The sequence below is a fragment of the Pseudohongiella spirulinae genome (assembly GCF_001444425.1).
GTDB lineage: Bacteria > Pseudomonadota > Gammaproteobacteria > Pseudomonadales > Pseudohongiellaceae > Pseudohongiella > Pseudohongiella spirulinae.
The window spans coordinates 1010817-1033978 of record NZ_CP013189.1 but is presented as its reverse complement, the minus strand read 5'-3'; the positions used below and the strand labels follow the sequence as shown (position 1 = coordinate 1033978).

Sequence of the window (23162 nt, the reverse complement as noted above, 5' to 3'; positions counted from 1 at the left end):
AAAACCTCCCAAATAGTAATGATAATGATTCTTGTTTACATCGCTGGTAAACTTGGCTATCATGCTTCGCAACATTGCACTTAAGCCCACGGCAGGAGGAATACTGATGGCAGGAGACAGCTCCCGGCCGATTGCCAATAAACAGCTCGCCGCGGATCAGCCGCTGATCTCGGAACACCTGTTTAAGGGTCGGAAAACCATCTGCATTGATCATAATGGGGAGCGATACACGCTGCGAATAACATCGCAGGGCAAATTGATACTGACCAAATAGACCCACGAAATCATCGAGTCCAGCCAGCCAGATGACCACTTGTTGTGGTTGCCAGCCCGACTCTCTTTGCAATAAGGAGAGACGCATCCATGAACAGAATACATCCAGCTGTAACCATGCTTTCTGCTGTGACAGCTTTTCTCGGCCAGGCTGCCATAGCCAATGAGATCTCAGGCGCACCTGCGATGAGTGAAGTAATCGTCACTGCAACCTATCAGGACCGGCGCGCCGACGAGATTGCCGGCACCGTTTCTGTCATATCGGCCGAACAATTAACCCGCACACTGTCCGATGACCTGGGCGACGCGATTCGCTATCAGCCTGGCATCGTGATGGATACAGCCAATCGCGGCGGTAATGAAGGCATGCGCATCCGCGGTATAGGTGGTAACCGTGTGCTGACCGTGATCGATGGCATACGCAGCGCCGATATGTACGCGGCGGGGCCATCTTCATACGGTAAAGACAGCTACGAAGTGGATGATCTTAAAGCTGTCGAAATCATTCGCGGGCCGGCCTCGGTTCTTTATGGTGCAGATGCTCTGGGGGGCGTTGTCGCGCTGCGCACCAAAGATGCCAGCGATTATCTTGCCGGTTCCGACACGTTTTACAGCGCACTGCGAACATCCGGCAGCAGTATCAACAATCAGCTCAAGGCCGGTTTTACGCTTGCCAATCAAACAGGCAATTTTGGCAATGTATTACAACTGACTCGTCGTGATTTTGAAGAAACTGACATTAACGGCCCGGGACAACGAAACCCGCAGAAGGGTGATAATCAGAACCTGTTCGCAAAAAGCCGCTGGGACATTAATGACAGACACGCATTGACCTTGTCGGCAGAAAATTTCGACGAAAACATCAACACGGTTCTTGAAGACGAGCTGAGCAGCTCGGTCACTCTGTCAATGGGTCGCGATATGACTGAGCGGCAACGCATCAGTCTGCGACATGACTGGCAGTTGAATCACTGGCTGGCGGACTCGTTAAATACACATTTAAACTGGCAACGCAGCGATGCCGATCAGCAAACCACGCAGTTACGCACCAGTTTCTCGTTTGTGGACCCGCGCAGCCCGGCCAGCTTCCGCGGCACACAGGCCGAACGCTACACAAGTCTGGAATTTAACCAGACCACCCGCAGCGCCATGGTACTGGCACGTCGGCAGAATCTGATTTATGGAGCCAGCCTGGAGCAGACGGATACCGAACGACCACGCGACCGTTTCGATACCCGCACCGATACCGGCGCCATCAGCCAACAAATTGCCAGCTATCCGATGGCCGCCCCGGAAGTGTTTCCGAACAAAACTTTCCCCGATACGCGAACAAGGCGCCAGGGCGTGTTTGCGCAATATGAGATAACGTTACTGGACGATCGGCTGATGATTATGCCGGGACTGCGTTATGACCACTATCGTATGGATCCTGATGCCGACAGCACTTTTAGCAACAGTGGCAATATCAGCGACTGGGGCGGCTTCAGCGTTCAGCGTTTCTCAGAAGATAATATCTCTGCCAACCTTGGCGTGCTCTATGACATCAATTCGTCACTGTCATTGTTCGCACAATATGCCGAAGGCTTTCGTCCACCAAACTTCGATGAAGCCAATCAGGCCTTTGTAAACCTGGGTCACGGCTACGCGACCATCCCCAACCCCGACGTCCGTGCCGAGACCAGCCAGGCTTACGAAGCTGGCCTGCGTGTGAGTCTGAATAACGGCAGTCTGAGTGTTGCCGCTTTTGACAATCACTACAAAGACTTCATTGAAAGCAGTCTGCTGAGAGTCCAGAACGGCATTATGCTGTTCCAGGACAGCAATATCGGCAAGGCACGCATTTATGGTCTGGAAGCCAGCAGCGAATGGCAACTGTCCGATCAGCTGTCATGGCAAAGCGCCCTGTCATGGAGCCGTGGCCGCAACCAGGTTTCTAGTAAGGAGCTGAATTCCGTGGATCCGTTTACTGTCGTCACCGGCTTGCGCTACAGGATGAACGACCGCCTTTCCGTGGAGGGCATTGCCACCCTGGTCGCGGCCAAAACCCGCGTCGAATCAGATGATCAGGTACGCGGCAAAGCCTACCAGGTACTGGACCTGGTAGGCAGCTACCAACTGCTGTCATCCGCCAGTCTGCGATTCGGCATCTTCAACCTGCTGGACGAACAATACGCCCCCTGGAACCGCATCGCAGGGCTGACTCAGAGTGACACACAACTGTTGGCCAACAACCAGGCCGCCGGCATCAATGCCCGCCTGGCGCTGGACTTTACCTTCTGAGCGCCGGGGACGGAGGCGGTCTACGTCCCCAGTGCACTGGCGGTGATCAAGCGTCTTGGTGGAGAACGGCATTACGGTCAATCAGGCCACGTTTATCCCTTACGGGAAATTCCGATAAAGCGCGAAGCCTGTCTGAGTCCGGAGCGGCGCAGCCGCGACGTCGAGATTCTGCAGCGCCGGAATTTCCCGTAAGGGATGTGGCCGACCGTAATGTCGTGTACCATCAAGACGCGCAACCCAATTGCTTAAATGGGGACGTAGACCGCCTCCGTCCCCGGCGTACTTGCCTAATCATTCCAGCTGTGCTGCAATCAACCCTGTGAAATGGCCAAAAAAACTAATCGATAATCGGACCATTGCGAAGGAGTATGACCATGCAGTCCCGTTCTTTTGCACCACCTGTTCTTAAAAAAACACTGATCGCGCTCAGCCTGCCGCTGATCAGCCTGCCAGTCCTGGCAAATGATTACACTGCACCCCGCACAGAATGGGGTCACCCCGAGCTGAGGGGTGTCTGGAATTTCAGCTCGTCAGTGCCTATGCAAAGGCCGGAAGCACTGGGCGACAAAACCCACTATACGTTGGAGGAAGTGCAGGCTCAGGAGCAGGCCAGAATCCAGCGTGAAGCCGCCGGTATTGAGCTGACCGATATTATTGGCGGCACCATCGGCGGATACAATGATTTCTGGATTGAAACCAATCCACTGAATTACAACCTGCGCACATCGCTCATAATCGACCCACCCAACGGACGTTTGCCTCCTGTAGTCCCCGGTGCCCCGATGGCTTATGGTGGACTGGGTCCGGATTCTCCCGGCGAACGCCCTGTTCGCTTCACAGTAGGCGGCGTCGGCAAGGATGGTCCAGAGGATCGGGGCCTGTCTGAACGATGTATCATGGGATTCAACTCAGTTCCGCCGTTTGAACCAAGCCTCTATAACAACAATGTGCAGTTCTTTCAGACAGAAGATCACGTTGTTATTTTCAACGAGATGATCCACGAAGCACGCATCGTCAAACTGGATAACAGCCCGCATATTCCGGACCAGATCAGGCAGTGGAATGGCGACTCGCGCGGTTACTGGGATGGAGAAACGCTGGTCGTGGAAACACGCAACTTCAACGATAAAACTCAAAGCTTCTCAGGCGTAGGGGTCAGCGCAGACAAAATGCTGACCGAGCGTTTCACTCGAGTGTCAGACGATCGGGTTGATTATCAATTTACAGTTAATGACCCCAAAGCCTTCAGTGCTCCAGTGACTGCAGAGATTCCGATGTTCAGCGTTGATGGCATCCTCTACGAGTACGCCTGCCATGAAGGCAACTACGGCCTGGTCAATGTGCTGCAAGGCGCCCGCGTAGAGGAGGGTACCTGGGACTACGACAACCATCGAGCGGTCAGCCAGTAGGGCATGCGCTGGGGACGGAGGCGGTCTACGTCCCCATCCACAGGTAGTGATAAAGCGTCTTGGCGGAGAGCGGGACAACGGTCGACCCGCTCCCCGCCAAGACGCGACGAACCAATCGCTAAAATGGGGATGTAGACCGCCTCCGTCCCCAGCGTCACTCAAACCATCAACGCTCGTAGGTAATCCGCCCACCCACGATGGTCATCATATTATTGGCAGTCAGAATATCCGCCGGATCAGCTGTCATGAAGTCAGTATCAAAAATACTGAAATCAGCGCGCTTGCCCACTTCAACAGAACCACGCTCATTCTCCTGAAATGCGCCCCAGGCCGGCCAGATGGTAAACATTTTCAGTGCCGTTTCGCGAGACACGGCCAGTTCCGGGTGCCATCCGGCGTCGTCTGTACCGTCCAGACGTTTACGCGTGATTGCAGCGTAGAACTCAATACGCGGGTCCCCCGCCTCAACCGGCGCATCCGAGCCACCCAGGATCATCAGGCCGCGATCAACCAGTTGCTGCCAGGGATAAGCATACCCGAGCCGGTCTGCACCCAAACGATCCGGCGCAAAATTCAGATCTCCGATACCATGGCTGGGCTGCATGGACGGCAGCACGTTCATGGCCACAAACCGTTGCTGGTCACTCGGCGGAATAATCTGTGCGTGCTCCATGCGCCAGCGCAGATCCGTCGTCGCCCATTCTCTTTGCGGCACGGCATCCCAGGCTTCCTGGTACCAGTCCAGCAGGGTCCTGACAGCCCGATCGCCAATGACATGCGTAAAAATCTGGAAACCACGTCGCAGTGATTCATGCATCACTGGCATCAGCACTTCTTTGCTGGTGCGATTCATAAAACCATTATGATCGGCATCAGAATAATTTTCGATCAAGGCAGCACCGCGCGAACCCAGCGTACCGTCGATATACACTTTGATACCCTGCACTTCGAACATGCCGTCTGCGGTCGACTCCGTGCCGCGCCTGATCATCTCATCGGCTTCAGCAATCGGAATACCGGCATAAACCCGCTGCAGCATCTGTCCTTCGCTGTGCAGCTCCTTCATCAGGTCAACCAGGCGATAGGACATGCCCATGTCCTGAGTCTGCGTCCAGCCTAGAGCCGCATTAGCCTGCATGCCCCGCAGCAGATTGTCTTTCAGATAATCATCCGTTTCCGGCGGTAAGAAGTCACGCACCAGGTTCATGGCATTCGCCAGCAGATAACCCGTCGGGTTACCGTCGATATCCCTCTCAATGCGCCCGCCTTCCGGATCCGGCGTTTCCCGGGTAATACCGGCCAGCTCCAGCGCGCGCGAATTGGCCAGTGCCGACACCCCGTCGGCTCTGGGCATATACAAGGGTTTGTTGGCGGTAAAACGATCGACGTCGCCCTTGTTCAGAAAACGTTGCTGATCGGTCCATTCGCGCTCAATCCAGCCTCGACCCAGCACCCAGTCGCCTTCCGGAATATCAGCAGCCCATTGTTCAATTCGCGCAACAGTCTCCTGCAGCGTGGGAATGCCAAAAAGGCTCAGCGTTTTTGTGCGTCGCCCCACGCCTTCAAGGTGCTGATGACTGTCAGTGAACCCGGCGTAAACAGCGTTTCCGCTCATATCCAGCACCTGAGCGGCACCACACAGATAGGGCTCGATACCGTCATTGTCTCCGACGTAACTGATCAAACCATCCTTTATGGCGACCGCCTCAGCCTGCCACTGATTATCGTCGGCGGTATAGACAGTCGTATTGTGAATCACCAGATCCGCTTCCAGACAGGCAGCTTCTGCCGGGGATTGGCTGGCCGACGTTGGCGAGGATTGCGGCTGATCCGAACAGGCGCTGGCCAGCATACCAAGACTCAGCAGAAGTGTGAGGTGTTTCATGAGTAGCCCTTCTTGTGTTTTGTAATAGACGCATTCTAACCAATCAGGCGATGCCTGTGCGAACTGTCTGCAGACGCGATTTCCAAGTACAATACGCACGCTGCCTGAGGGCAGACTCAATATCCAATACCAGACCCGGAGCAAGACTTTGAAGGAAATCATTCTGATCAACATTACCGGACCTGACTGTCCGGGTCTGACGGCCGCCATCACCGGAATACTGGCTCGCTCTGATGTCAATATCCTGGACATCGGGCAAGCTGTAATACACGACACTCTCTCCTTTGGCATTCTGGTCGAGTTGGGAGATGCATCGGGCAAGGCGGATGTACTGAAGGATCTGCTGTTTAAAGCCTCTGAAATGGATCAGCAGCTTAAATTCACACCAGTCAGCGCGGACGAATATACCCAGTGGGTTAACGGACAGGGCAAGGCCCGTCATATTGTGACTCTGTTGGCGCGCCGCATTACCGCTGAACACATCGCCCGAGTCAGCACAATCACTGCCCGCCATGGCCTGAACATTGATCATATAGACAGGCTCTCGGGACGCATTCCGGAAGGCCTGCCGGATAACCAGAGCAAGGCCTGCATCGAGTTTTCTGTGCGTGGTGAGCCGACCGATGCCGAGGCGCTGCGCGCCGAATTCCTGACCATTGCCCAGGAGTTGAACGTTGATATAGCATTCCAGCAGGACAGTGTCTTTCGCCGCACCAGGCGACTGGTTGTCTTCGACATGGATTCCACACTGATCGACGCCGAAGTGATTGATGAGCTGGCCAAAGCGGCCGGCGTAGGTGATCAGGTGGCCGATATCACAGAGCGCGCCATGCGTGGCGAACTTGATTTCAAGGCCAGTTTCCGCGAGCGAGTTGCCTTGCTGAAAGGGCTACCGGAATCAACTCTCGAGCAAATAGCTGCCAGGCTGCAACTTAACGAAGGGGCCGAAACCCTGATCAGCCAACTGAGGCGGCATGGTTACAAAACCGCCATCGTATCCGGCGGATTCAACTATTTCGCCGAGAAACTTCAGCAGCGGCTGGGAATCGACTACGTGTTTGCCAATGCCCTGCCAATTAACGACGGGATTATCACCGGCGAGGTTCAGGAACCCATTGTCGACGGGCAGCGCAAAGCGGATCTCCTGCGCGAACTGGCGCAGCGCGAAGGCATCAGCCTGGAACAGACTATCGCTGTCGGTGACGGCGCCAATGACCTGCCCATGCTCTCTATTGCCGGTCTTGGTGTGGCATTCAGGGCCAAGCCATTGGTGAAACAATCAGCCAAGCAATCAATCTCAAATCTCGGATTGGACGGCATTCTCTATCTGCTGGGATTTCGCGATCGAGACGGCCTGTGAATACATTCACTTTACAAGTGAATTGAACAAGGCTACCGTTAGGTACAGTAAATACCGGTTAAAATCAGGAGACCTGTCATGAAAACGGCATTATCGCTGACATTGAAGTCAGCCACAGTGGGACTGTCTCTGGCCATCGCCTCTACCATGGGCGTGGCACAGAGCAATGAACGTCCTGACCTTGAAGGGTTGTGGACCAACGCCTCGCTGACCAACCTGCAGCGTCCGCAGAATGTCGACAAACTGGTGGTGACGCCTGAAGAAGCCGCGCAGATTGTGGCCAACACCTCTGTTGCCGGTCTGCCGATCAATGAAGTGGATGCACCCGAGGCGAGCACGCCCGGTCAGGCGCCACCCGCCGGCAGCTTTGACTTCGGCCTGCGTGGCTATAATGATTTCTGGATTGATCCGGGTTCCAATCTGGCGCTGGTCAAGGGTGAGTTCCGCAGCTCTTACATTATCGATCCCCCGGAAGGCAGAATTCCGCGTCTGGAAGAGCCCAAAGTGCGGATTCAGCGCAGTTTTGGTGCTCGCTATGTGACAGGCGAAGGCAATGCAGATGGCCCCGAAGCCCTGCCATTGGCTGAGCGCTGCTTCATCGGTTTCGGTAACACAGCGGGTCCGGGCATGATGGGCACCCTGTATAACAGCACCTATCAGTTTGTGCAGACAGATGACTACGTCGTGATTCTGGTGGAAATGAACCACGATGCCCGCATCATCCCAATCTACGACAACGCCGCAGAGGCTCGTGCCAATACACGTCCAGAAGAGCTTGACCAGTGGTTTGGTGATTCACGTGGCTGGTACGAAGATGGCTGGCTGGTCGTTGAAACTGTTAACATTAACCCGCAGCAGATGGCAGAAAGCTCGGTGCCGATCACGCAAAGCGGCAAAATTACCGAACGTTTTATGCGTTACTCGGATACTGAGATTGTTTATCAGTTCACGGTGGACGACGACAATCTGTACAGCCAGCCCTGGACAGCGGAGTTGAGCTACCACGCCACAGAAGGCCCGATGTACGAATATGCCTGTCACGAAGGTAACTACGCCATGCCGGGCATTCTGGCCGGCGCGCGACGCCTGGAAGCTGAACAGGCTGCCAATCAGTAATACCGCACGGCGTGCAGCCCGGCACTCGATCAAGTGAACGCCGGGCTGCACACATATGATCACATACACATGGCACAGTGTTTAATTTTCGACCTGAACATAACCGCCGATCAATATCTGCGACATTACCAGGGACAGGTCAATCAAGTTGTCTGCAGTACCCGCGACGGCCGGCGTATTCGCTTCCCCTCCTCGGTTCTGCAGCGCTTCGTTACCCATGACGGCGTAATGGGCACATTTGCAATCAGTTTTGATGACAATCATAAACTGACTGACATCAAACGCATGGCATGAGAGCGCCGGAAACCTTTTTGCTGCCTCAGATCCGGCACCTTGCCTGGATGCTGCAGGCGGCACAATTACACAGTGGTGCTGTGGTGTTCCAGCCATCACAATGGTGTCACACATCGGCCATGGACAAGCTTGCTGCCTGGGAGGCAGAACCGCTGACGGGTCCGTCAATTCTGCGGGAAACACCTCATTATCGGCTGGGCATTTATTTTGAAAGCCTTTATGAGTGCATGATGACTGAGTTGCTTGGGTGGACGCTTTTAACCCGTAATTTACCGGTCAGGGAAAATGGCAGTACGCTCGGAGAGCTGGACTTTGTGCTGCTGAATCCGGGAACGGGAGACATTGAGCACCATGAAATTGCTGTCAAATTCTATATGGCTTATCCCGACAGCAAAGCAGAGCACACACCCTGGTACGGGCCGAATCCGGATGATCGCCTGGACTTGAAAACCACTCACCTGCTTGAACGTCAATTACAGATGAGCTGCCTTGCGCAAACTCACGCCGCTCTTGCGAACATGGGTATTCCGCCACCACATAAACGCCGAATTTTTTTGCCGGGATATCTGTTTTACCCACTTGATACACCAGTTTCTGCGCCTGAGTCGGTGGCACTAAATCATGCCCGTGGCAGCTGGCAATACAGTAGTGAACTCAGAGATGACTGGATAAACTGGGTGCCGCTGGTCAAGCCGCACTGGCTTGGCCCGATGGTTCAAACAGTACCACCAGATGCGGCAGAAACCCACGCCGCACTTGAGCTGGTGAGCTCACGGCAGCAGGTCCGTTTGTTTGCTCAGCTACAGCAGCATCCTGACACTGGATTCTGGACGGAAACCAGGCGCTGCTTTGTCGTTCCGGACAGTTGGCCGGGTCAGGACTCATCCAGCACAACACGCAAGACCTGACCCACATTCAGCAGATCTCCTGCCAGTCCGTTTTCGTTGCGCAAGGCATCAACACTGGTCTGGTATCGATTGGCAATGCGCCACAACGTTTCACCGGGACGCACACGATGCTCAATTTCACGCGGCGTGCTGGCCTGGGCCTGCATCATCACAGGGGCCGATGCCGAAGCGCTGCCTGAACCGGGGATTGTTAAAGTCTGGCCAACACGGATCAGATCACCCCTGATGCCATTGGCAGCGCGAATCTGTGCCACGGTAGTATCCATTCGCGAAGCGATCGCCACCAGAGTATCTCCCCGACGAACGGTATAATCGCGCTGTTGTCCCATAATACCTGCCAGATATTGCTGATAGGGCTCCGGAAATACGGCCACATGATAGTGCGGAGGACGTCGCTCACGGGTCACATCCAGCACATTGTAGTCTTCGAGTGTCAGCAACGTTCGTTCCAGCCAGGACCGGCAACGTCCGTTGGACGGCACTCGCAGATCAAAGGCCATGCCCGTGGGATGAACAGATTCTTCTGAGGCATTGACCGGCTGGCGGGCGATGGGTCGCGTCATACTGGTGACGGTCAATTTCTCGCCACAGGCATTGTGATACTGGTTACTGAGCCTTTCCAGCAGGGTTTTTACCTGTGGACGAAGATAAGGGTAAGAAACATTATGAATAACCATGGTGCGGCTTTCATTGACTTTCACCAACTCCCCGGCACTCACCAGTTGACTGACATCACGCGAGGTGTGGGCAAATCCATAACCATTCACCACGGCATGGGTGTGCTGGTACTCAATAGAAGATCTTGACCCTCTGAGGCTGCTTTGAGCCACAACGGTCTGGGCAACAGAAAAAAAGATAATCGCTGCCACAAAAGATGCTGTCAGATGCCTCATAATCTCTGCCTCACCGCTTTAAATCCGATTTACGGCTTATTTTGCTGGCTTGTTTGCGCCATTTTTTCTTGCAGTCGACGATGATTCTCACGTTATTTATTCGATTTGTCCAGCACTACCATGATTTTATTGGTAAAAAAATAAAATTTTTCATATTTCGCGAAATTTGCATCCATTTGGTCTATTGCCTGCATCCATACAGAGTCATTAACACAATATAAGGAAACAATATGGAGCTGTTGATACCACTTGCACCCTTTTTAACCCTGTTCGGCATTGTCTGGATAGCCTACTGGTTTAACGCAGGCAACCGTAAACAGGTTCAGGAAACCTTGAGGACCGCGATTAACAGCGGTCAGCAGTTAACACCGGAAACGATCAAAGCGCTGGGCGCACCGGTGCGGAATGATGATCGCGATATGACCGTTGGCGCGGTGCTGATCGCAATTGCCGCCGCTTTCATCATATTGGGGCTGGTCATTTTCATAGTACAGGATCAGCCTGAAGTAGCTCTTATCATGACTGGCGTGGCGAGCTTTCCGGGGCTGGTCGGTGCTGTGTTATGCTGGCTCGCAAAAAAGCGGAAACCTGCACAGGACTGAGCTCTTTTGCCAGAAAGTCACGATGAAGATGTCAGATTGGCAGCATTGACCGCCGTCGGCGACATCAATGCCTACGGTGAACTGGTAAGGCACTATCAGTCCGCCGTTTTAGGCATGCTGATACAGCTAACTCGACATCGCGCCGTCGCTGAAGATATTGCCCAGGACAGCTTCGTGCGAGGATTTACGAGGATCAGTCAGTACAGCGGCACCGGTAGCTTTCGTAGCTGGATCTGTGCGGTCGCATACAGGGAATGGCTGATGTACCGACGACAAAACCGGCACGATCACCAATCTCTGGAACTGAATGATAATATTCAAGATGCTGACAACATGGATACAGCCACATCGCTTATTGATCAGATGGATCTGCAGCAGGCACTCAACTGCCTGCCAGCAGATGATCGTGAACTGTTGGTGTTAAACTATGTCGCAGAGTTCTCTCATGCAGATATTGCGTCGCTGACTGAACTGCCTCTGGGCACAATAAAATCCCGTATCAAACGGAGCAGAGAAAAACTAAAATCCCTGCTTGGTGGAGTTCACAATGACTGATACCGATGATCTGGACGTTGCACTGAAACAACTTCTCAGACCAGAAGGGTCGGCTGCAGACGAGCAATTTGTACCGCTTGTGCTGGGCCGTATTCAGCGACAACAACGGCGGCAATCCATTCTGATAGCCTGTCTGGCTCTGTGTTCCATTGCCCTGCTGTTGGCTCCCGCGTTTAAACTGTCACAGCTTTATGCCCCGTTTGCCATTCAATGGCAAAGCCTGACATTCCATCTGTCACCAGCGTTAATCAGCAGTACGCTCCTCGCACTCGCAGTTGGTGTCTGTGCTCTGCTGCTACAGCGACTTTTCCACTATTACAATTAACGTAATACACCAGCATTTGGTGAAAACGATCACCAGAAAGCCATTTGGCCAATATTTTTTATAATAATATCAATAAACTAAAATCGGCACGATGTCTGCATGATGTCAGTATATTGTTTATACGGATTGTTTTTCCGACGATCGACAAAACGCTGGATTATTTCCCGCAAAATGTCGGTCTTAACCTGTACACACGCTGAGAGGACAGTTATCGTGCATTTGCCCACACCGCACTTCCGACCATTACCACTGTACGCCAAAATCGCATCCATCTTTATAATCGGAGCATTCCTGGTGATAGGTGTGATTGGCCTGATACTGCCAGTAATCCCGGGTGTGCTGTTCCTCTTTCTGGCTGTATTGTTGACAACGCGAGTATCCCGGCGGGCGTCACAGGCCGCCCATTCCAGTGCCTGGTTCCGGCAGCACATGCATACCTGGCAGACCTCCTCCAGACTGCCTCTGGGACGCAAGCTGGCTTTGTCGGGCCTGTTGCTTGTCAAGGGCATGCTCAGCGCCGTGCGCGCAGCTGCTGGCCTACTAAAACGCTCCGTGACCCGGTAAGTCACGAATTGTGACCAGAATGGCGCCGCGATTCTCCTCCCGGTAACCGCGCACCACGCCACTTTGGTGCCGGAAGTACAACTCCGCCAGGACGGCATCACGTATAAGGCCGCCTCCCACGATGATTCGCAGCTCTGAAGCATAGGAGCCCTGCCAGGCGTCTTCCAGTGCCAGATTACACTTGGCGAGTGCTTCCGCGACAGTCTCCTTGTTGTGTGCAATATCCACAGTCACTGTTGAGCCATCTGACAGCTCCCAAAGTGACGCGTCACATTTGCTGCAGAACTGCTCATGGCAACGGTCAAGAATACTGCCAGGTGTCAGCCGGTGCTGCATACCGCAATTGAGACATTCACGTTGTTTACCGGGGACCGTCACTGCCTACCTCCGAATTCTGGCCGGTCAACATTGTAAAGCGTATACTTCCGTCACATCGACCTGTTTTATTGATGCAATGGAGAATTTGATCATGAAGCGCCTGGCCTGGCTGTTTGTATATCTGTTTAGTTCCTCTGTCGCCCTGGCGGCGCCCGCCGGCTGGTCACCGCTGCTGGAACCCGCTCAGCTACTTAACATCAGCTCAACAGATAAAAGTATCAGGATTGTCCAACTCACAGGTGACTATGCCTCAGGACACATACCCGGCTCGGTGCATGTACCCTACCCGAGATTCCGAGGTCCTCAGCAGAATGCCGGCGAACTGCCGTCACTGGATGTGCTGACTGACATTGTCCAGCAACTGGGTATCGATGAAGAGACACCGGTTGTACTGGTTCATGGCGGCGCCAATGCCGCCGACATGGGAGCGGCCACCCGTGTGTACTGGACTCTCAAATCACTGGGCGTCAAAGATCTGGCTGTACTCAACGGTGGGTTAGCGGCCTGGCAGGCTGCCGGATTCTCCTTGAGCACGGAGACGGTTCAGGTGGAGCGCTCAGACTTTCGACCGCAATGGAGCGATGAGTATCGTCTCAGCACAGAACAAATTGAACAGCTGGTGTCCAATGGCGACGCTCAGATCATTGATGCTCGACCGGCGGCATTTTTTACTGGCGACCAAACTGCAGCAGCCCGTGCCGGCACCCTGCCCGGCGCCAGTAACCTGAGCTTTGAAAACTGGTTTCAGGGCAATCGCATGCAACCGGTCAGTGACCTGACAGCCATGCTGAATGCGCAGGCCAACCCTGATGCAGAGCTCACTCTGACCTTCTGCAATACCGGTCACCTGGGCTCCATCAACTGGTTTGTCATCAGTGAACTGGGGGGCTACCAGAATACCCGCCTGTATGCAGAAAGCATTACGGAGTGGGCTATGGATGCTCAGCGACCAATGATGAATGAAAAATAACAGGACAGGCTCATCACTTTTCAGGGACATGATTCTTTGAATAACAATACCCTGCTTGGCCATCCCCGCGGGTTGGCCATACTTTTCCTGACAGAGATGTGGGAGCGCTTTTCGTATTATGGAATGCGCGCCCTGCTGATCATCTACCTGACCCAGCATTTTCTGTTTTCCGATGAAAGATCTACCGTCCTCTACGGTGCCTACACGGCCCTTGTGTTTGTGATGACAATTATCGGCGGCATACTCGCCGATCGCTATCTGGGCACTCGAAAAGCTGTGACATTTGGCGCTATATTGCTGGTATTGGGGCACACGGGCATGGCGTTTGAGGGCAACGGATCCCGTCAGATTATGTCGTACAATGGTGCCGAATACCAATTGACACTGGACGGTCGCGGAGGCGAAGCCAATCAGATACTGCTGTCCGACGACGGCAGTTCCCGCATCAGTTTTATTGATGATGCCCGCTTTATGCAAATTGCTGACCCGGCCGCTGTCGGACTGCCGGAACTGATTGCAGTCCAGGATTATTCAACACGTATTGAGTCCGAACCACTATACATCAACATCCTTTACCTCTCATTGGCTCTGATTATCACCGGCGTTGGTTTCCTGAAAGCTAATATCTCTGCCATGGTTGGGGACTTGTATGGCGTGGGTGACACCCGCCGGGATTCCGGTTTCACGATTTTTTACATGGGCATTAATCTGGGCTCATTTCTGTCTTCAATTGCCTGCGGCTATCTGGGCATTGTGTATGGCTGGAAGTACGGCTTTGGTCTGGCTGGCATCGGCATGCTCGCAGGGCTGGCCATTTTTATACGCTATCAGAGCTGGCTGGAGGGCAGAGGAGAACCGCCCGATGCGAAACGTCTGAAAGACAAAGTGCTTGGTCCGGTGAACCTGGAATGGACATGCTATCTGACCGGCATAGGCATCATTGCTGTTTCCATGATCATTGTCATGAACGCTCACCTGGTCGAACAGGGATATGTTGGTCTGCTGGGACTGATTATTCTGGCAGTAATGATCGGCTATGCGCTACTGGCTTGTCAGGGCACTGAGCGCAGCAAAATGTTTGCAGCCTTGTACTTTATTCTGGCACAAATCCCCTTCTGGGCATTGTTTGAACAGGCGGGCTCGTCGCTCAATCTGTTCACGGACCGCCTGGTCGACCGGACCATGTGGGGCATGACGGTACCCGCTCCGGTTTTTCAGTCTTTAAATGCCGCTTTCATCGTGATTTTTGCGCCTCTGCTGGCGTGGCTATGGGTCGCCCTGGCCAGGCGCAATCTTAACCCATCTACACCAGTCAAATTTGCAATGGGTGTTTTCCTGGCCGGTCTGGGATTTCTGGCCCTGGTTGCCGGCATGAAACTCTCCGGGGACGCCGGAATGACAGCCGTCTATTTCATCTTTCTGATTTACTGGATCCACACAATGGGAGAACTGATGATTTCGCCCGTCGGCCTGTCGGTAGTGACAAAACTGGCCCCGGTCAGGGCGGTTGGCATGACCATGGGCGCATGGTTTCTGTATAGTGGCCTGTCGAATTATCTGGCGGGCATCATTGCCGCCGGAACAGGTGCCGAAACGATTGGTGGCCAGTTGACCAATTCCGCTGCCGCCAAAGCAACCTACGTTGAGGTCTACACCAATGTTGGCAATGTCGCCATGGTCATTGCGCTTGTAATGTTGCTGATCGCCCCAATCATCAAGAGATTGATGCACGATGCGGAGTAAGTCCGCCTAAACACAATTCTACATATCGGAGTACTCGTGAAATTTCGCAAACTGGGCCTGGCCGTCGGTATCAGTGCCGCAATGGCAGCATGCTCTGACAATAGCAGCAGCACTGCAACTGACAACACCATGACTGACAACAATCTACAGGCTTCTGAGCAAGCCCCTAATCAAAGCAATCCTTTTTTTGCAGAAAGCACCCTGCCCTATGGGCTGCCGCCATTTGATCAGATCCGCGCGGAACATTTCCTGCCAGCTTTTGAACGTGCCATGCAGATTGAACTTCAGGAAATAGAGCGTATTGCGAACAATCAGGAAACTGCAAGTTTTGAAAACACCATTGTGGCGATGGAGCGCAGCGGTCGGGATATGGATCGTGTCAGGCGGGTTTTCTTTAATCTGGTCGGTGCCAACACCAGTGCCGAACTGCAGCAGATTCAGCGTGAAATCTCGCCGCGCCTGTCCGCGCATAATGACACCATCAATCTGAATGCAGAATTGTTTTCCCGTCTGCAACATGTCTACCAGCAGCGCAATGAATTAAACCTGGATGCCGAATCTATGCGACTGCTGGAGCGCTACCATACAAGATTTGTCCGCTCGGGTGCATTGCTGACCGAAGAACAAAAGACCCAGCTCAGAGACATCAACTCCGAACTGGCTTCTCTGGGCACTGCGTTCAGTCAGAACGTGCTTGCTGAAGTGAATGACTCAGCTTTGCTGGTCAATTCTAGAGAACAACTGGCCGGGTTGTCTGAATCGCAAATTCAGTCGGCTGCTCAGGCAGCGCAGATGCGCGGTCATGACGGTCAATATCTGATTACTCTGCTTAACACCAGCAATCAGCCGATCCTGAGCTCTCTCAGCAATCGCGACCTGCGAGAACAGATTCACACAGCGTCCCTGCAACGCGGCATTCGCGGCAACGACTATGATACACGCAAAATCGTTGCCCGCACGCTCAGGTTGCGCGCCGAACGGGCACGGCTGCTAGGTTACGATACGCACGCCGACTATATCCTGTCTGAGCAGACGGCCGGCAGTGCAGCTGCGGTCAACGAAATGCTCAATGACATAGTGCCTGTTGCCGTTGCCAACGCCCGCGCCGAAGGCGAAGCCATTCAGGAGATGATCAATGCATCAGAGTCTGAGCCTTTTGAGCTGGCGGCCTGGGACTGGTCCTATTATGCAGAAAAAGTTCGGGCAGAGCGCTACGCCTTTGACGAATCAGAAGTACGCCCCTACTTTGAACTGACTAACGTCTTGACCAACGGGGTATTCTACGCTGCCGAGCAGGTTTATGGTTTGACCTTCAAGCATCGAGATGATCTGCCCGCCTACCACGACGACGTCACTGTCTGGGAAGTATTCGATACTGATGGATCTCCGCTGGGACTGATGTTAACTGACTTCTACGCACGGTCCAGCAAACGCGGCGGCGCCTGGATGAACAGCTATGATCTGCCCAGCGAACTGAGCGGCGGACATCCGGTGATTGCCATGCATCAAAATATCACCAAGCCACCGGTCGGCGAACCAACCTTGCTTACTTTTGACGAAGTCACCACGATGTTCCACGAGTTCGGACATGTCTTACACGGCATTATGACACGGGTGAATTACCCGTTTTTTGCCGGCACGGCAGTACCACGCGACTTCGTTGAATTCCCTTCACAAGTCAATGAAATGTGGGCTTCCTGGCCGCAAGTCCTGCAAAACTATGCCCGGCACTATAAAACCGGAGAGCAGATACCCCTGGAGCTATTGGATAAGGTTCTGGACGCGGAGCAGTTCAACCAGGGCTACGGCACGACAGAATACATCGCCGCCTCAGTACTCGACCAGGCATTACACCAGTTACCTCTGGAACGGCTGCCGGAAGCCGATGAACTGATCAACTTTGAACAGCAGGTTTTACGTGAGCAGGGTCTGGACTACGCCCCGGTTCCACCTCGTTACCGCACAGCATACTTTTCTCACATCATGGGGGGGTACTCTGCCGGCTATTACTCTTATATCTGGTCAGAAGTGCTCGACGCTGATGCCGTGGAGTGGTTCCGTGAAAACGGTGGCATGCGTCGTGAAAATGGTCAGCATTTCCGGGATACTTTGCTCTCGCGCGGCGGCAGCGCCGATGCCATGCAGTTATATCTCGATTTCGCTGACCGTCAGCCCGACCCGGCACACATGTTACGCCGACGAGGCCTGGCTGACTGAAGCTACTCCGGGGCGGCTGTGCCGCTTGACACCAGCCCCGGATAACGTCCAAGCAATTCCTCCATGGTGCCGGGTGCCCCGAAAAGGTAGCCTTGCACGACATCGCAACCCAGAGAGCGCAGATAGTTAAATTGCGACACATGTTCGACGCCCTCGGCCACGATCTGCAGGCGCAGGCCCTGGGCCATGGATACAATCGCTCCGACAATACAGGCATCATCATTCTTTTGATGCAGCTTCTGTACAAAGCTGCGATCGATTTTCAATGTGCTGATCGGGAATTTCTGCAGATAGCTAAGCGAAGAAAAACCGGTTCCGAAATCATCGATGGCCAGACTGAGTCCCATTCTCGTGAGACTTTCCAGTTTCTCTACGATATCGCTGCGGTCGTTGAGCAGCAAACCTTCAGTGATCTCCAGTTGCAGGCAGTCGGACGGAAAACCGGTTATTTCAAGTGTTGCCGCAACGTGGTCAACAAAGTCATCGCGTTCAACCATGACCGGCGACAGATTAACTGATAACTTAAGACCCGGGTGGCCTGCATCATGCAAGGCTTTAACGTGCAGACAGGCATCGCGCAAAGTCTGTCGGTCAATATCTATTATCAATCGATTATCTTCTGCTATTGGTATAAATTCAGCGGGCGACAATCGTCCGTATCGCGGGTGATTCCAGCGAATCAGGGCCTCTACCCCATGCAGCGCCGTGCTTTCTGTATTAACCAACGGTTGGTAACAGATCTCCATCTCGTTATTCTGCAGAGCACGTCGCAAATCCTGCTCCAGCGCATGCCGCCTATTCACGCTGCCATTCATCTCTGCATTGAATAATATTGACCCGTTCTTACCGCTGTTTTTTATGCGATACATGGCAATATCAGCGTTTTTAATCAACGCTTCCAGATTGTCACCGGCATCCGGGTAAACAGCAATGCCTATGCTCGCACCGATGTAAATTTCATGATCCGCTATCATGAATGGCGACTTGATCGCATCGAGTATTTTTTCGGCAACCTGACTTGCTGCATCATCATGCGCAATATCGGGCAGCAGCAAAGTAAATTCATCTCCACCAAAGCGCGACAGTGTGTCGCCCTTTCTGACGCACTTGAGCAACCTTTGGGACACTGCCTGCAACAGGCGGTCGCCCATAGTGTGACCCAGCGAATCATTGATCAGCTTGAAGCGGTCCAGATCAATAAACATCACCGCCAGCTTTTCGTTATTGCGCTGGGCCTGAGTAATCGCCACACTCAGGCGATCTTTGAATAAGGAACGATTGGGCAGGCGGGTCAGGATGTCGTGGTAGGCCTGAAAGTTGATAAATTCCTCTGCTTCGACCTGCTCACTGATATCCCGTGCAGTACCGTAAATCTCGTACCGGTGTTCTGAGTGGCGCGCCAGCTCGCTATTTTCATCAATCCGTGACACGGTCAGTTCAAAGTGGCGCTGACGTGACAGCGCTGAGCGCCCGCACAAAACCAGATCAATGCTCCTTTCTGATTCGCCTGGCGCATGCATGGCGTCCAGAAAATAGATTGCTTTCTCACGGCTGTCCGGATGCACTATTGAGCTAAAAGGTTCTCCCAGGAGACTCTCGCTTGAGTATCCCAGCAACCCTTCAATTTTCTGATTCAAGAAACTGAAGTTACCACCGGCATCCAGAACAAAAATAATATCCGGTGAGTGCTCAACCATGAAGCGATGCAACTGCTCTGAGCGAATCAGTTTCTGCTGCACAACGTCATGACTGTCCTGCAATTTTTTCTTGTTGGCGGCATTATTGACAGTTGTCAGCAACTCATCAGTAGCAAACGGTTTGCGCAGATAATCATAGGCACCATTGCGCAAGGCCTGACTCACATCATTAAAGGAGCGCTCACCGCTGACCACTATGCACAGTGCGTTGCTGCCGTGTTGATTCATATGACGCAGCACGGTGTGCCCGTCCAGGTCAGGCATGGCCAGATCCAGCAGCACCAAGTCGTAGTTATCCTGACTGAGCTGGTGCAGAGCGGCCCGCCCCCCAAATACGGTATCAACATCATGGCCGTGCATGAGCAAAAGTTTCTGCAGGCTTTCGGCCATGCGCTGATCATCATCAACCACCAGAATCCGGCAGCCAGACGCCTTCACTTGCTGTGGCTGTAAAACGGCGCTCATTCCGACGAATACTCCATTTTAAAAAGAACTCTGAACTGTGTGCCTTCATCAGTCGGACTGCATTCAATATGTGCACCCATTGCATCCACCAGCTTTTTCACAATACTCAGACCGAGGCCCGAATTAGCCGTTTTTTTGGTACTCCGGCCAGGTTGAAACAAGTTCTGCAGCACTTCTTTATCCATGCCACCGCCGGTATCCTGAACGGTCACGGCAGCATACGCGCGGCCGTTAAACAGCACCTGAGCAGAGGATCTCACAGTTAATGTGCCACCCTGAGGCATTGCTTCGATCGCGTTTTTAATCAAATTGATCATGATCTGCTTGAACGCGCCTCGTTCCACTGACAAAGGTTTCAGCGTGGAATCTGCTCGCCAGGTCACCTGAACATTACGTGACTCACACATTGATCTGTTAAACAGCTCAAGTTGATCTGCGATCACCGAGTTAATATCCGTCAAACCAACAGGATCCGACAGTCCTGCATCACTCAGCTTAAGCAATAGGCTTCCAGCACGGTCTATTTCTTCCTTGATAAGCGTCAGCTCATTATCAAGCCCGTCATGCTCAGCCAGCCTGTGACGAAGCACCTCCAGATAGTTATTTACCACCGTCAGGGGATTACTGATCTCGTGTACCGCCTCTTTGATGCGCTGATTTAGCTGTTCCTGCACAACTGACTCGTCTTCCTTGCGCCTTAATATCGGCAGCATTGAGGTCATCACAGCATTCACGAAATACTGCCAGTAACGGAATTTTCGCTGGCACTCACTGATCAGAGGCTGACTGGCTCCGGCCACCAATACACCGCTGTGCAAGCTTGTCCTGAATGGCAAAACCAGCAATCCAGGCTGGGCGCAATAGCGCAGCAGCTGTTGCTCTACAACGCTCAGCGTGTTCTCAGAGCCCTCTGCCGCGGCCAACGGAGCGGACTGGTGAAAACAATCAGTCAGCAGATTGTGCTGATTCAGTGCCACCTTGAAAGCAGGATGCTCAGCGTCCGCTGTAGCAAAGGCCTCAAGGGATTCGTCGACAGCGTTGTGAATGAATAGCATATGTCTTTCGATGCCCAGCCCCATAGACAACGCGGCGGATATGCATTGACTGGTGTGCTCAGGGTCCTGAATCACCGAATCCGGCGGCTGCGACAAAAACTGAGTCTGGGTCAGCTCCGCCAGCCGATCCTTCAGCGCTCTGCTCGCGTCACTGTGACCCTGTCCTTTACTGATGTTCAGAGTCTGCGCCAGCCGATCTACGTCACGCCCAATACGCTGATACAACTCATTTACCAGTTCTGCGTTGAGCTCAAACAGCCGTGCTGCCTTATCGACAGCAGTGTCTGTGAGTATGTCTCCCTGTCTGAACTCGCTGGCCAGATTGACAATTTTGACCAGATGATGGGCACCGGCAATTTCAATGACTGAGTGGTGGTGGTAGCGGATAGCGTCGGCGATAAAATCATTCCATTGCCAGCCGGACAGCAAGTCCGCGCCGATCTCACAGTGCAGTCTGCCGGATTGATCATCCTGCCCGTTCATACGCAAAACCAGCTCACCAATATCCGCCAGCATACCTGCCAGGTAAGCTTCTGCCGGGGAGTGGTACCCTGTCAGGGTTGCGACCACTTGGGCACTTTGAGCGAGTCTGAGAGTCCGAAACCAGAAGCCCTGCATAAACTCATATTGCTTATCGGACAGTTCACTGAAATGCTGCTGAAGAGCAGCGGTAATCAAGAGTTTCCGGATATTGTGGATACCCAGGCACATAAGTGCTCTTTCAACCGTATTACAGTAGCGTCCCGGGTTGTAAAGTGTGGAATTGGCCATGGCCAGAAGGCGTGCGGTAATCACACCGTCCTGACGGACCAGGCGGGCAAGCTCCTGGATCTCAGTGTCATCTTGACAAACGGCATCCAGAATTTGCAGCAAGGCCTGCGGCATAGCCGGCAGTTTACTGATATTTCTGTGGGTGTGGCTTTGTTTTTGTACCACCGTCATACATTCAGCCGCTGCAGAGTGTCCGAAATGTGGCCTGAGTATACTTAAAGCACGCGCATCATGCCAAACGATAAAAGTCAGGAAACCCGATAAAATCGAACAAATTCAGTTATGATAGGCAAAAATGAATAAATATATGATACTTGTAATCCATGCGCCCTGAGCATACCTCTCACGTTATCGCCATCTGCAGCGGCAAAGGTGGTGTAGGCAAGTCCAGCATCGCCGTGAATCTGGGCCTTGCCCTGTCGCGCGCCAACCACAGGGTCTGCCTGTTTGATGCCGACGCCGGCATGGCTAACGTCAACATCCTGATGGGTCTGAAACCGACTTATGGATTGGAGCATGTTGTGCTTTCTGACATGAAAGTCAACGACATCATGTTATCCGCACCGCACGGGCTTAAAGTGATCCCTGGCGCTAACGGCATTGAGCAATGTGCAGATCTCAGCAGCAGGGCACAAGTAAAACTGGCAAAACAATTGGCAGACATCGAACGCCAGTTTGATTACCTGCTTATAGACACAGCCGCAGGTATGGCTGACAGTACCTTAAGCTTCATTCTGTCTGCTCAACACACCCTGCTGGTTATTACCACTGAACCTACTTCGTTGACTGATGCCTTTTCTCTGATCAAAGTGCTGCGCCGGAAAGGCCGACGTCGTAACTATCATGTTATCGTGAATATGTGCAGTCATGTTAAGCAGGCCCGGGAGGTTTATACGCGTTTTGCCGGGGCTGTCAGCAAATATATCGGCGTCAATGTCAGCTATGCGGGCTACATATTGCAGGACGAAAGTCTGCGCGCCGCAGTAACCATGCAGTCTCCGGTCGCGCTGTTTCCGGAGACTGATCCGTCATGCCGACACTTTTTGCGACTGGCGGACTCACTGACTGCAAAGCTGGCTGAGACACCCGCACAGCCAGCTTTGAGTCGTTATTGGTACCGACTGTCTCAGAACGCGCGCTCAAACAAATCTACCGATCTATCCTTCCACGTTCTGCAGGATCGACTGCTCGAGCTGATCGGCCAGGGAAAAATCCCGGTACACGATCTGACACGGTTACGTGATCAGCTAAACAAGGTCCTTGCGCCGCCCGTCGAAAAGCACCTTCCTCGTTTTGACAGTCATCGCTTTGGATCCCAGCAGCAGTTGATCAGTCACCTGCGCGCCAATCCGGACAAACCAATCAGCGAACTGATTCCTGATACGCACTAAAACCTGCACGC

At 53.2% G+C, this 23162-nt stretch carries 20 protein-coding genes; 15 read left to right on the top strand and 5 right to left on the bottom strand.

The window, feature by feature from the left end:
* Nucleotides 1–106: 106 nt before the first annotated feature.
* The 3 genes from hemP to PS2015_RS04810 all read left to right on the top strand — a co-directional run bounded on the left by hemP (nucleotide 107) and on the right by PS2015_RS04810 (nucleotide 3962).
* Nucleotides 107–274 carry a hemin uptake protein HemP gene (hemP, locus tag PS2015_RS15430; protein WP_082627967.1) on the top strand — a complete coding sequence of 56 codons (168 nt, stop codon included), beginning with the start codon at nucleotides 107–109 and terminating at the stop codon, nucleotides 272–274.
* Between the two features lie 89 nt (nucleotides 275–363).
* Entirely contained in the window at nucleotides 364–2553 is a 2190-nt protein-coding gene (locus PS2015_RS04815; RefSeq protein ID WP_058021156.1) for a TonB-dependent hemoglobin/transferrin/lactoferrin family receptor, read from the top strand.
* Nucleotides 2554–2927: 374 nt separating this feature from the next.
* Complete coding sequence (locus PS2015_RS04810; protein ID WP_058021155.1) at nucleotides 2928–3962, top strand: hypothetical protein; 1035 nt, start codon at nucleotides 2928–2930, stop codon at nucleotides 3960–3962.
* Between the two features lie 166 nt (nucleotides 3963–4128).
* On the opposite strand, the gene PS2015_RS04805 is transcribed toward PS2015_RS04810, so the two are convergent.
* Nucleotides 4129–5847, bottom strand: a complete 1719-nt coding sequence (locus PS2015_RS04805; RefSeq protein WP_082627966.1) for an amidohydrolase — start codon at nucleotides 5845–5847, stop codon at nucleotides 4129–4131.
* 148 nt (nucleotides 5848–5995) lie between these two features.
* Between PS2015_RS04805 and serB the strand changes: the two genes are divergently transcribed.
* The 4 genes from serB to PS2015_RS04785 all read left to right on the top strand — a co-directional run bounded on the left by serB (nucleotide 5996) and on the right by PS2015_RS04785 (nucleotide 9525).
* Nucleotides 5996–7207, top strand: a complete 1212-nt coding sequence (gene serB, locus PS2015_RS04800) for a phosphoserine phosphatase SerB (protein WP_058021154.1) — start codon at nucleotides 5996–5998, stop codon at nucleotides 7205–7207.
* Nucleotides 7208–7285: 78 nt separating this feature from the next.
* Nucleotides 7286–8323: a hypothetical protein gene (locus PS2015_RS04795; protein WP_058021153.1), complete on the top strand. Its 1038-nt coding sequence runs from the start codon at nucleotides 7286–7288 to the stop codon at nucleotides 8321–8323.
* Nucleotides 8324–8392: 69 nt separating this feature from the next.
* The gene (locus PS2015_RS04790) at nucleotides 8393–8617 is read left to right on the top strand and encodes a DUF2835 domain-containing protein (RefSeq protein ID WP_058023150.1); all 225 of its coding nucleotides are present in this window, start codon (nucleotides 8393–8395) and stop codon (nucleotides 8615–8617) included.
* Nucleotides 8618–8634: 17 nt separating this feature from the next.
* Nucleotides 8635–9525, top strand: a complete 891-nt coding sequence (locus tag PS2015_RS04785) for a DUF1853 family protein (protein WP_237113384.1) — start codon at nucleotides 8635–8637, stop codon at nucleotides 9523–9525.
* Here the strand turns inward: PS2015_RS04785 and PS2015_RS04780 are convergent.
* Complete coding sequence (locus tag PS2015_RS04780; RefSeq protein WP_058021151.1) at nucleotides 9492–10418, bottom strand: DUF5715 family protein; 927 nt, start codon at nucleotides 10416–10418, stop codon at nucleotides 9492–9494. The two genes, PS2015_RS04785 and PS2015_RS04780, sit on opposite strands and share 34 nt — an antisense overlap.
* A gap of 230 nt (nucleotides 10419–10648) precedes the next feature.
* On the opposite strand from PS2015_RS04780, the gene PS2015_RS04775 reads away from it, so the two are divergent.
* The 4 genes from PS2015_RS04775 (at nucleotide 10649) to PS2015_RS04760 (ending at nucleotide 12464) form a co-directional block, all read left to right on the top strand.
* The gene (locus PS2015_RS04775) at nucleotides 10649–11020 is read left to right on the top strand and encodes a DUF6249 domain-containing protein (protein ID WP_058021150.1); all 372 of its coding nucleotides are present in this window, start codon (nucleotides 10649–10651) and stop codon (nucleotides 11018–11020) included.
* A gap of 6 nt (nucleotides 11021–11026) precedes the next feature.
* Nucleotides 11027–11575, top strand: a complete 549-nt coding sequence (locus PS2015_RS04770; protein WP_058021149.1) for an RNA polymerase sigma factor — start codon at nucleotides 11027–11029, stop codon at nucleotides 11573–11575.
* The gene (locus PS2015_RS04765) at nucleotides 11568–11900 is read left to right on the top strand and encodes a hypothetical protein (protein ID WP_058021148.1); all 333 of its coding nucleotides are present in this window, start codon (nucleotides 11568–11570) and stop codon (nucleotides 11898–11900) included. The genes PS2015_RS04770 and PS2015_RS04765 overlap by 8 nt, the downstream gene beginning before the upstream one ends.
* Nucleotides 11901–12113: 213 nt before the next feature.
* Nucleotides 12114–12464 carry a DUF454 family protein gene (locus PS2015_RS04760; RefSeq protein WP_058021147.1) on the top strand — a complete coding sequence of 117 codons (351 nt, stop codon included), beginning with the start codon at nucleotides 12114–12116 and terminating at the stop codon, nucleotides 12462–12464.
* Here PS2015_RS04760 and PS2015_RS04755 read toward each other — a convergent pair.
* Nucleotides 12441–12842, bottom strand: a complete 402-nt coding sequence (locus tag PS2015_RS04755) for a hypothetical protein (RefSeq protein ID WP_156412656.1) — start codon at nucleotides 12840–12842, stop codon at nucleotides 12441–12443. The genes PS2015_RS04760 and PS2015_RS04755 overlap by 24 nt on opposite strands.
* Before the next feature lie 91 nt (nucleotides 12843–12933).
* Here PS2015_RS04755 and PS2015_RS04750 point away from each other — a divergent pair, with 91 nt between their 5' ends.
* Genes PS2015_RS04750 through PS2015_RS04740 form a run of 3 tightly spaced genes read left to right on the top strand, consistent with a single transcriptional unit; the run spans nucleotide 12934 to nucleotide 17772 of the window.
* Nucleotides 12934–13812, top strand: a complete 879-nt coding sequence (locus tag PS2015_RS04750; RefSeq protein ID WP_058021145.1) for a sulfurtransferase — start codon at nucleotides 12934–12936, stop codon at nucleotides 13810–13812.
* A gap of 36 nt (nucleotides 13813–13848) precedes the next feature.
* A complete protein-coding gene (locus PS2015_RS04745; protein WP_335338257.1) occupies nucleotides 13849–15555 on the top strand; it encodes a peptide MFS transporter in 1707 nt (568 codons plus the stop codon).
* A gap of 36 nt (nucleotides 15556–15591) precedes the next feature.
* Nucleotides 15592–17772, top strand: a complete 2181-nt coding sequence (locus PS2015_RS04740; RefSeq protein WP_335338256.1) for a M3 family metallopeptidase — start codon at nucleotides 15592–15594, stop codon at nucleotides 17770–17772.
* Between the two features lie 2 nt (nucleotides 17773–17774).
* Here the strand turns inward: PS2015_RS04740 and PS2015_RS04735 are convergent, their stop codons facing one another.
* Nucleotides 17775–19934 carry a putative bifunctional diguanylate cyclase/phosphodiesterase gene (locus PS2015_RS04735; protein WP_058021143.1) on the bottom strand — a complete coding sequence of 720 codons (2160 nt, stop codon included), beginning with the start codon at nucleotides 19932–19934 and terminating at the stop codon, nucleotides 17775–17777.
* Nucleotides 19931–21931: an HDOD domain-containing protein gene (locus PS2015_RS04730; protein ID WP_058021142.1), complete on the bottom strand. Its 2001-nt coding sequence runs from the start codon at nucleotides 21929–21931 to the stop codon at nucleotides 19931–19933. The genes PS2015_RS04735 and PS2015_RS04730 overlap by 4 nt, the downstream gene beginning before the upstream one ends.
* Nucleotides 21932–22083: 152 nt before the next feature.
* Here PS2015_RS04730 and PS2015_RS04725 point away from each other — a divergent pair, with 152 nt between their 5' ends.
* Nucleotides 22084–23151, top strand: coding sequence for a MinD/ParA family protein (locus PS2015_RS04725; RefSeq protein ID WP_058021141.1), 1068 nt, complete (start codon nucleotides 22084–22086; stop codon nucleotides 23149–23151).
* Nucleotides 23152–23162: the final 11 nt, after the last annotated feature.

Coding starts and splice junctions, on each gene's coding strand:
- hemP (WP_082627967.1), top strand. CDS start 107: ATGGCAGGAGACAGCTCCCGGCCGATTGCCAATAAACAGCTCGCCGCG.
- PS2015_RS04815 (WP_058021156.1), top strand. CDS start 364: ATGAACAGAATACATCCAGCTGTAACCATGCTTTCTGCTGTGACAGCT.
- PS2015_RS04810 (WP_058021155.1), top strand. CDS start 2,928: ATGCAGTCCCGTTCTTTTGCACCACCTGTTCTTAAAAAAACACTGATC.
- PS2015_RS04805 (WP_082627966.1), bottom strand. CDS start 5,847: ATGAAACACCTCACACTTCTGCTGAGTCTTGGTATGCTGGCCAGCGCC.
- PS2015_RS04795 (WP_058021153.1), top strand. CDS start 7,286: ATGAAAACGGCATTATCGCTGACATTGAAGTCAGCCACAGTGGGACTG.
- PS2015_RS04790 (WP_058023150.1), top strand. CDS start 8,393: ATGGCACAGTGTTTAATTTTCGACCTGAACATAACCGCCGATCAATAT.
- PS2015_RS04780 (WP_058021151.1), bottom strand. CDS start 10,418: ATGAGGCATCTGACAGCATCTTTTGTGGCAGCGATTATCTTTTTTTCT.
- PS2015_RS04775 (WP_058021150.1), top strand. CDS start 10,649: ATGGAGCTGTTGATACCACTTGCACCCTTTTTAACCCTGTTCGGCATT.
- PS2015_RS04765 (WP_058021148.1), top strand. CDS start 11,568: ATGACTGATACCGATGATCTGGACGTTGCACTGAAACAACTTCTCAGA.
- PS2015_RS04750 (WP_058021145.1), top strand. CDS start 12,934: ATGAAGCGCCTGGCCTGGCTGTTTGTATATCTGTTTAGTTCCTCTGTC.
- PS2015_RS04735 (WP_058021143.1), bottom strand. CDS start 19,934: ATGAGCGCCGTTTTACAGCCACAGCAAGTGAAGGCGTCTGGCTGCCGG.
- PS2015_RS04730 (WP_058021142.1), bottom strand. CDS start 21,931: ATGACGGTGGTACAAAAACAAAGCCACACCCACAGAAATATCAGTAAA.
- PS2015_RS04725 (WP_058021141.1), top strand. CDS start 22,084: ATGCGCCCTGAGCATACCTCTCACGTTATCGCCATCTGCAGCGGCAAA.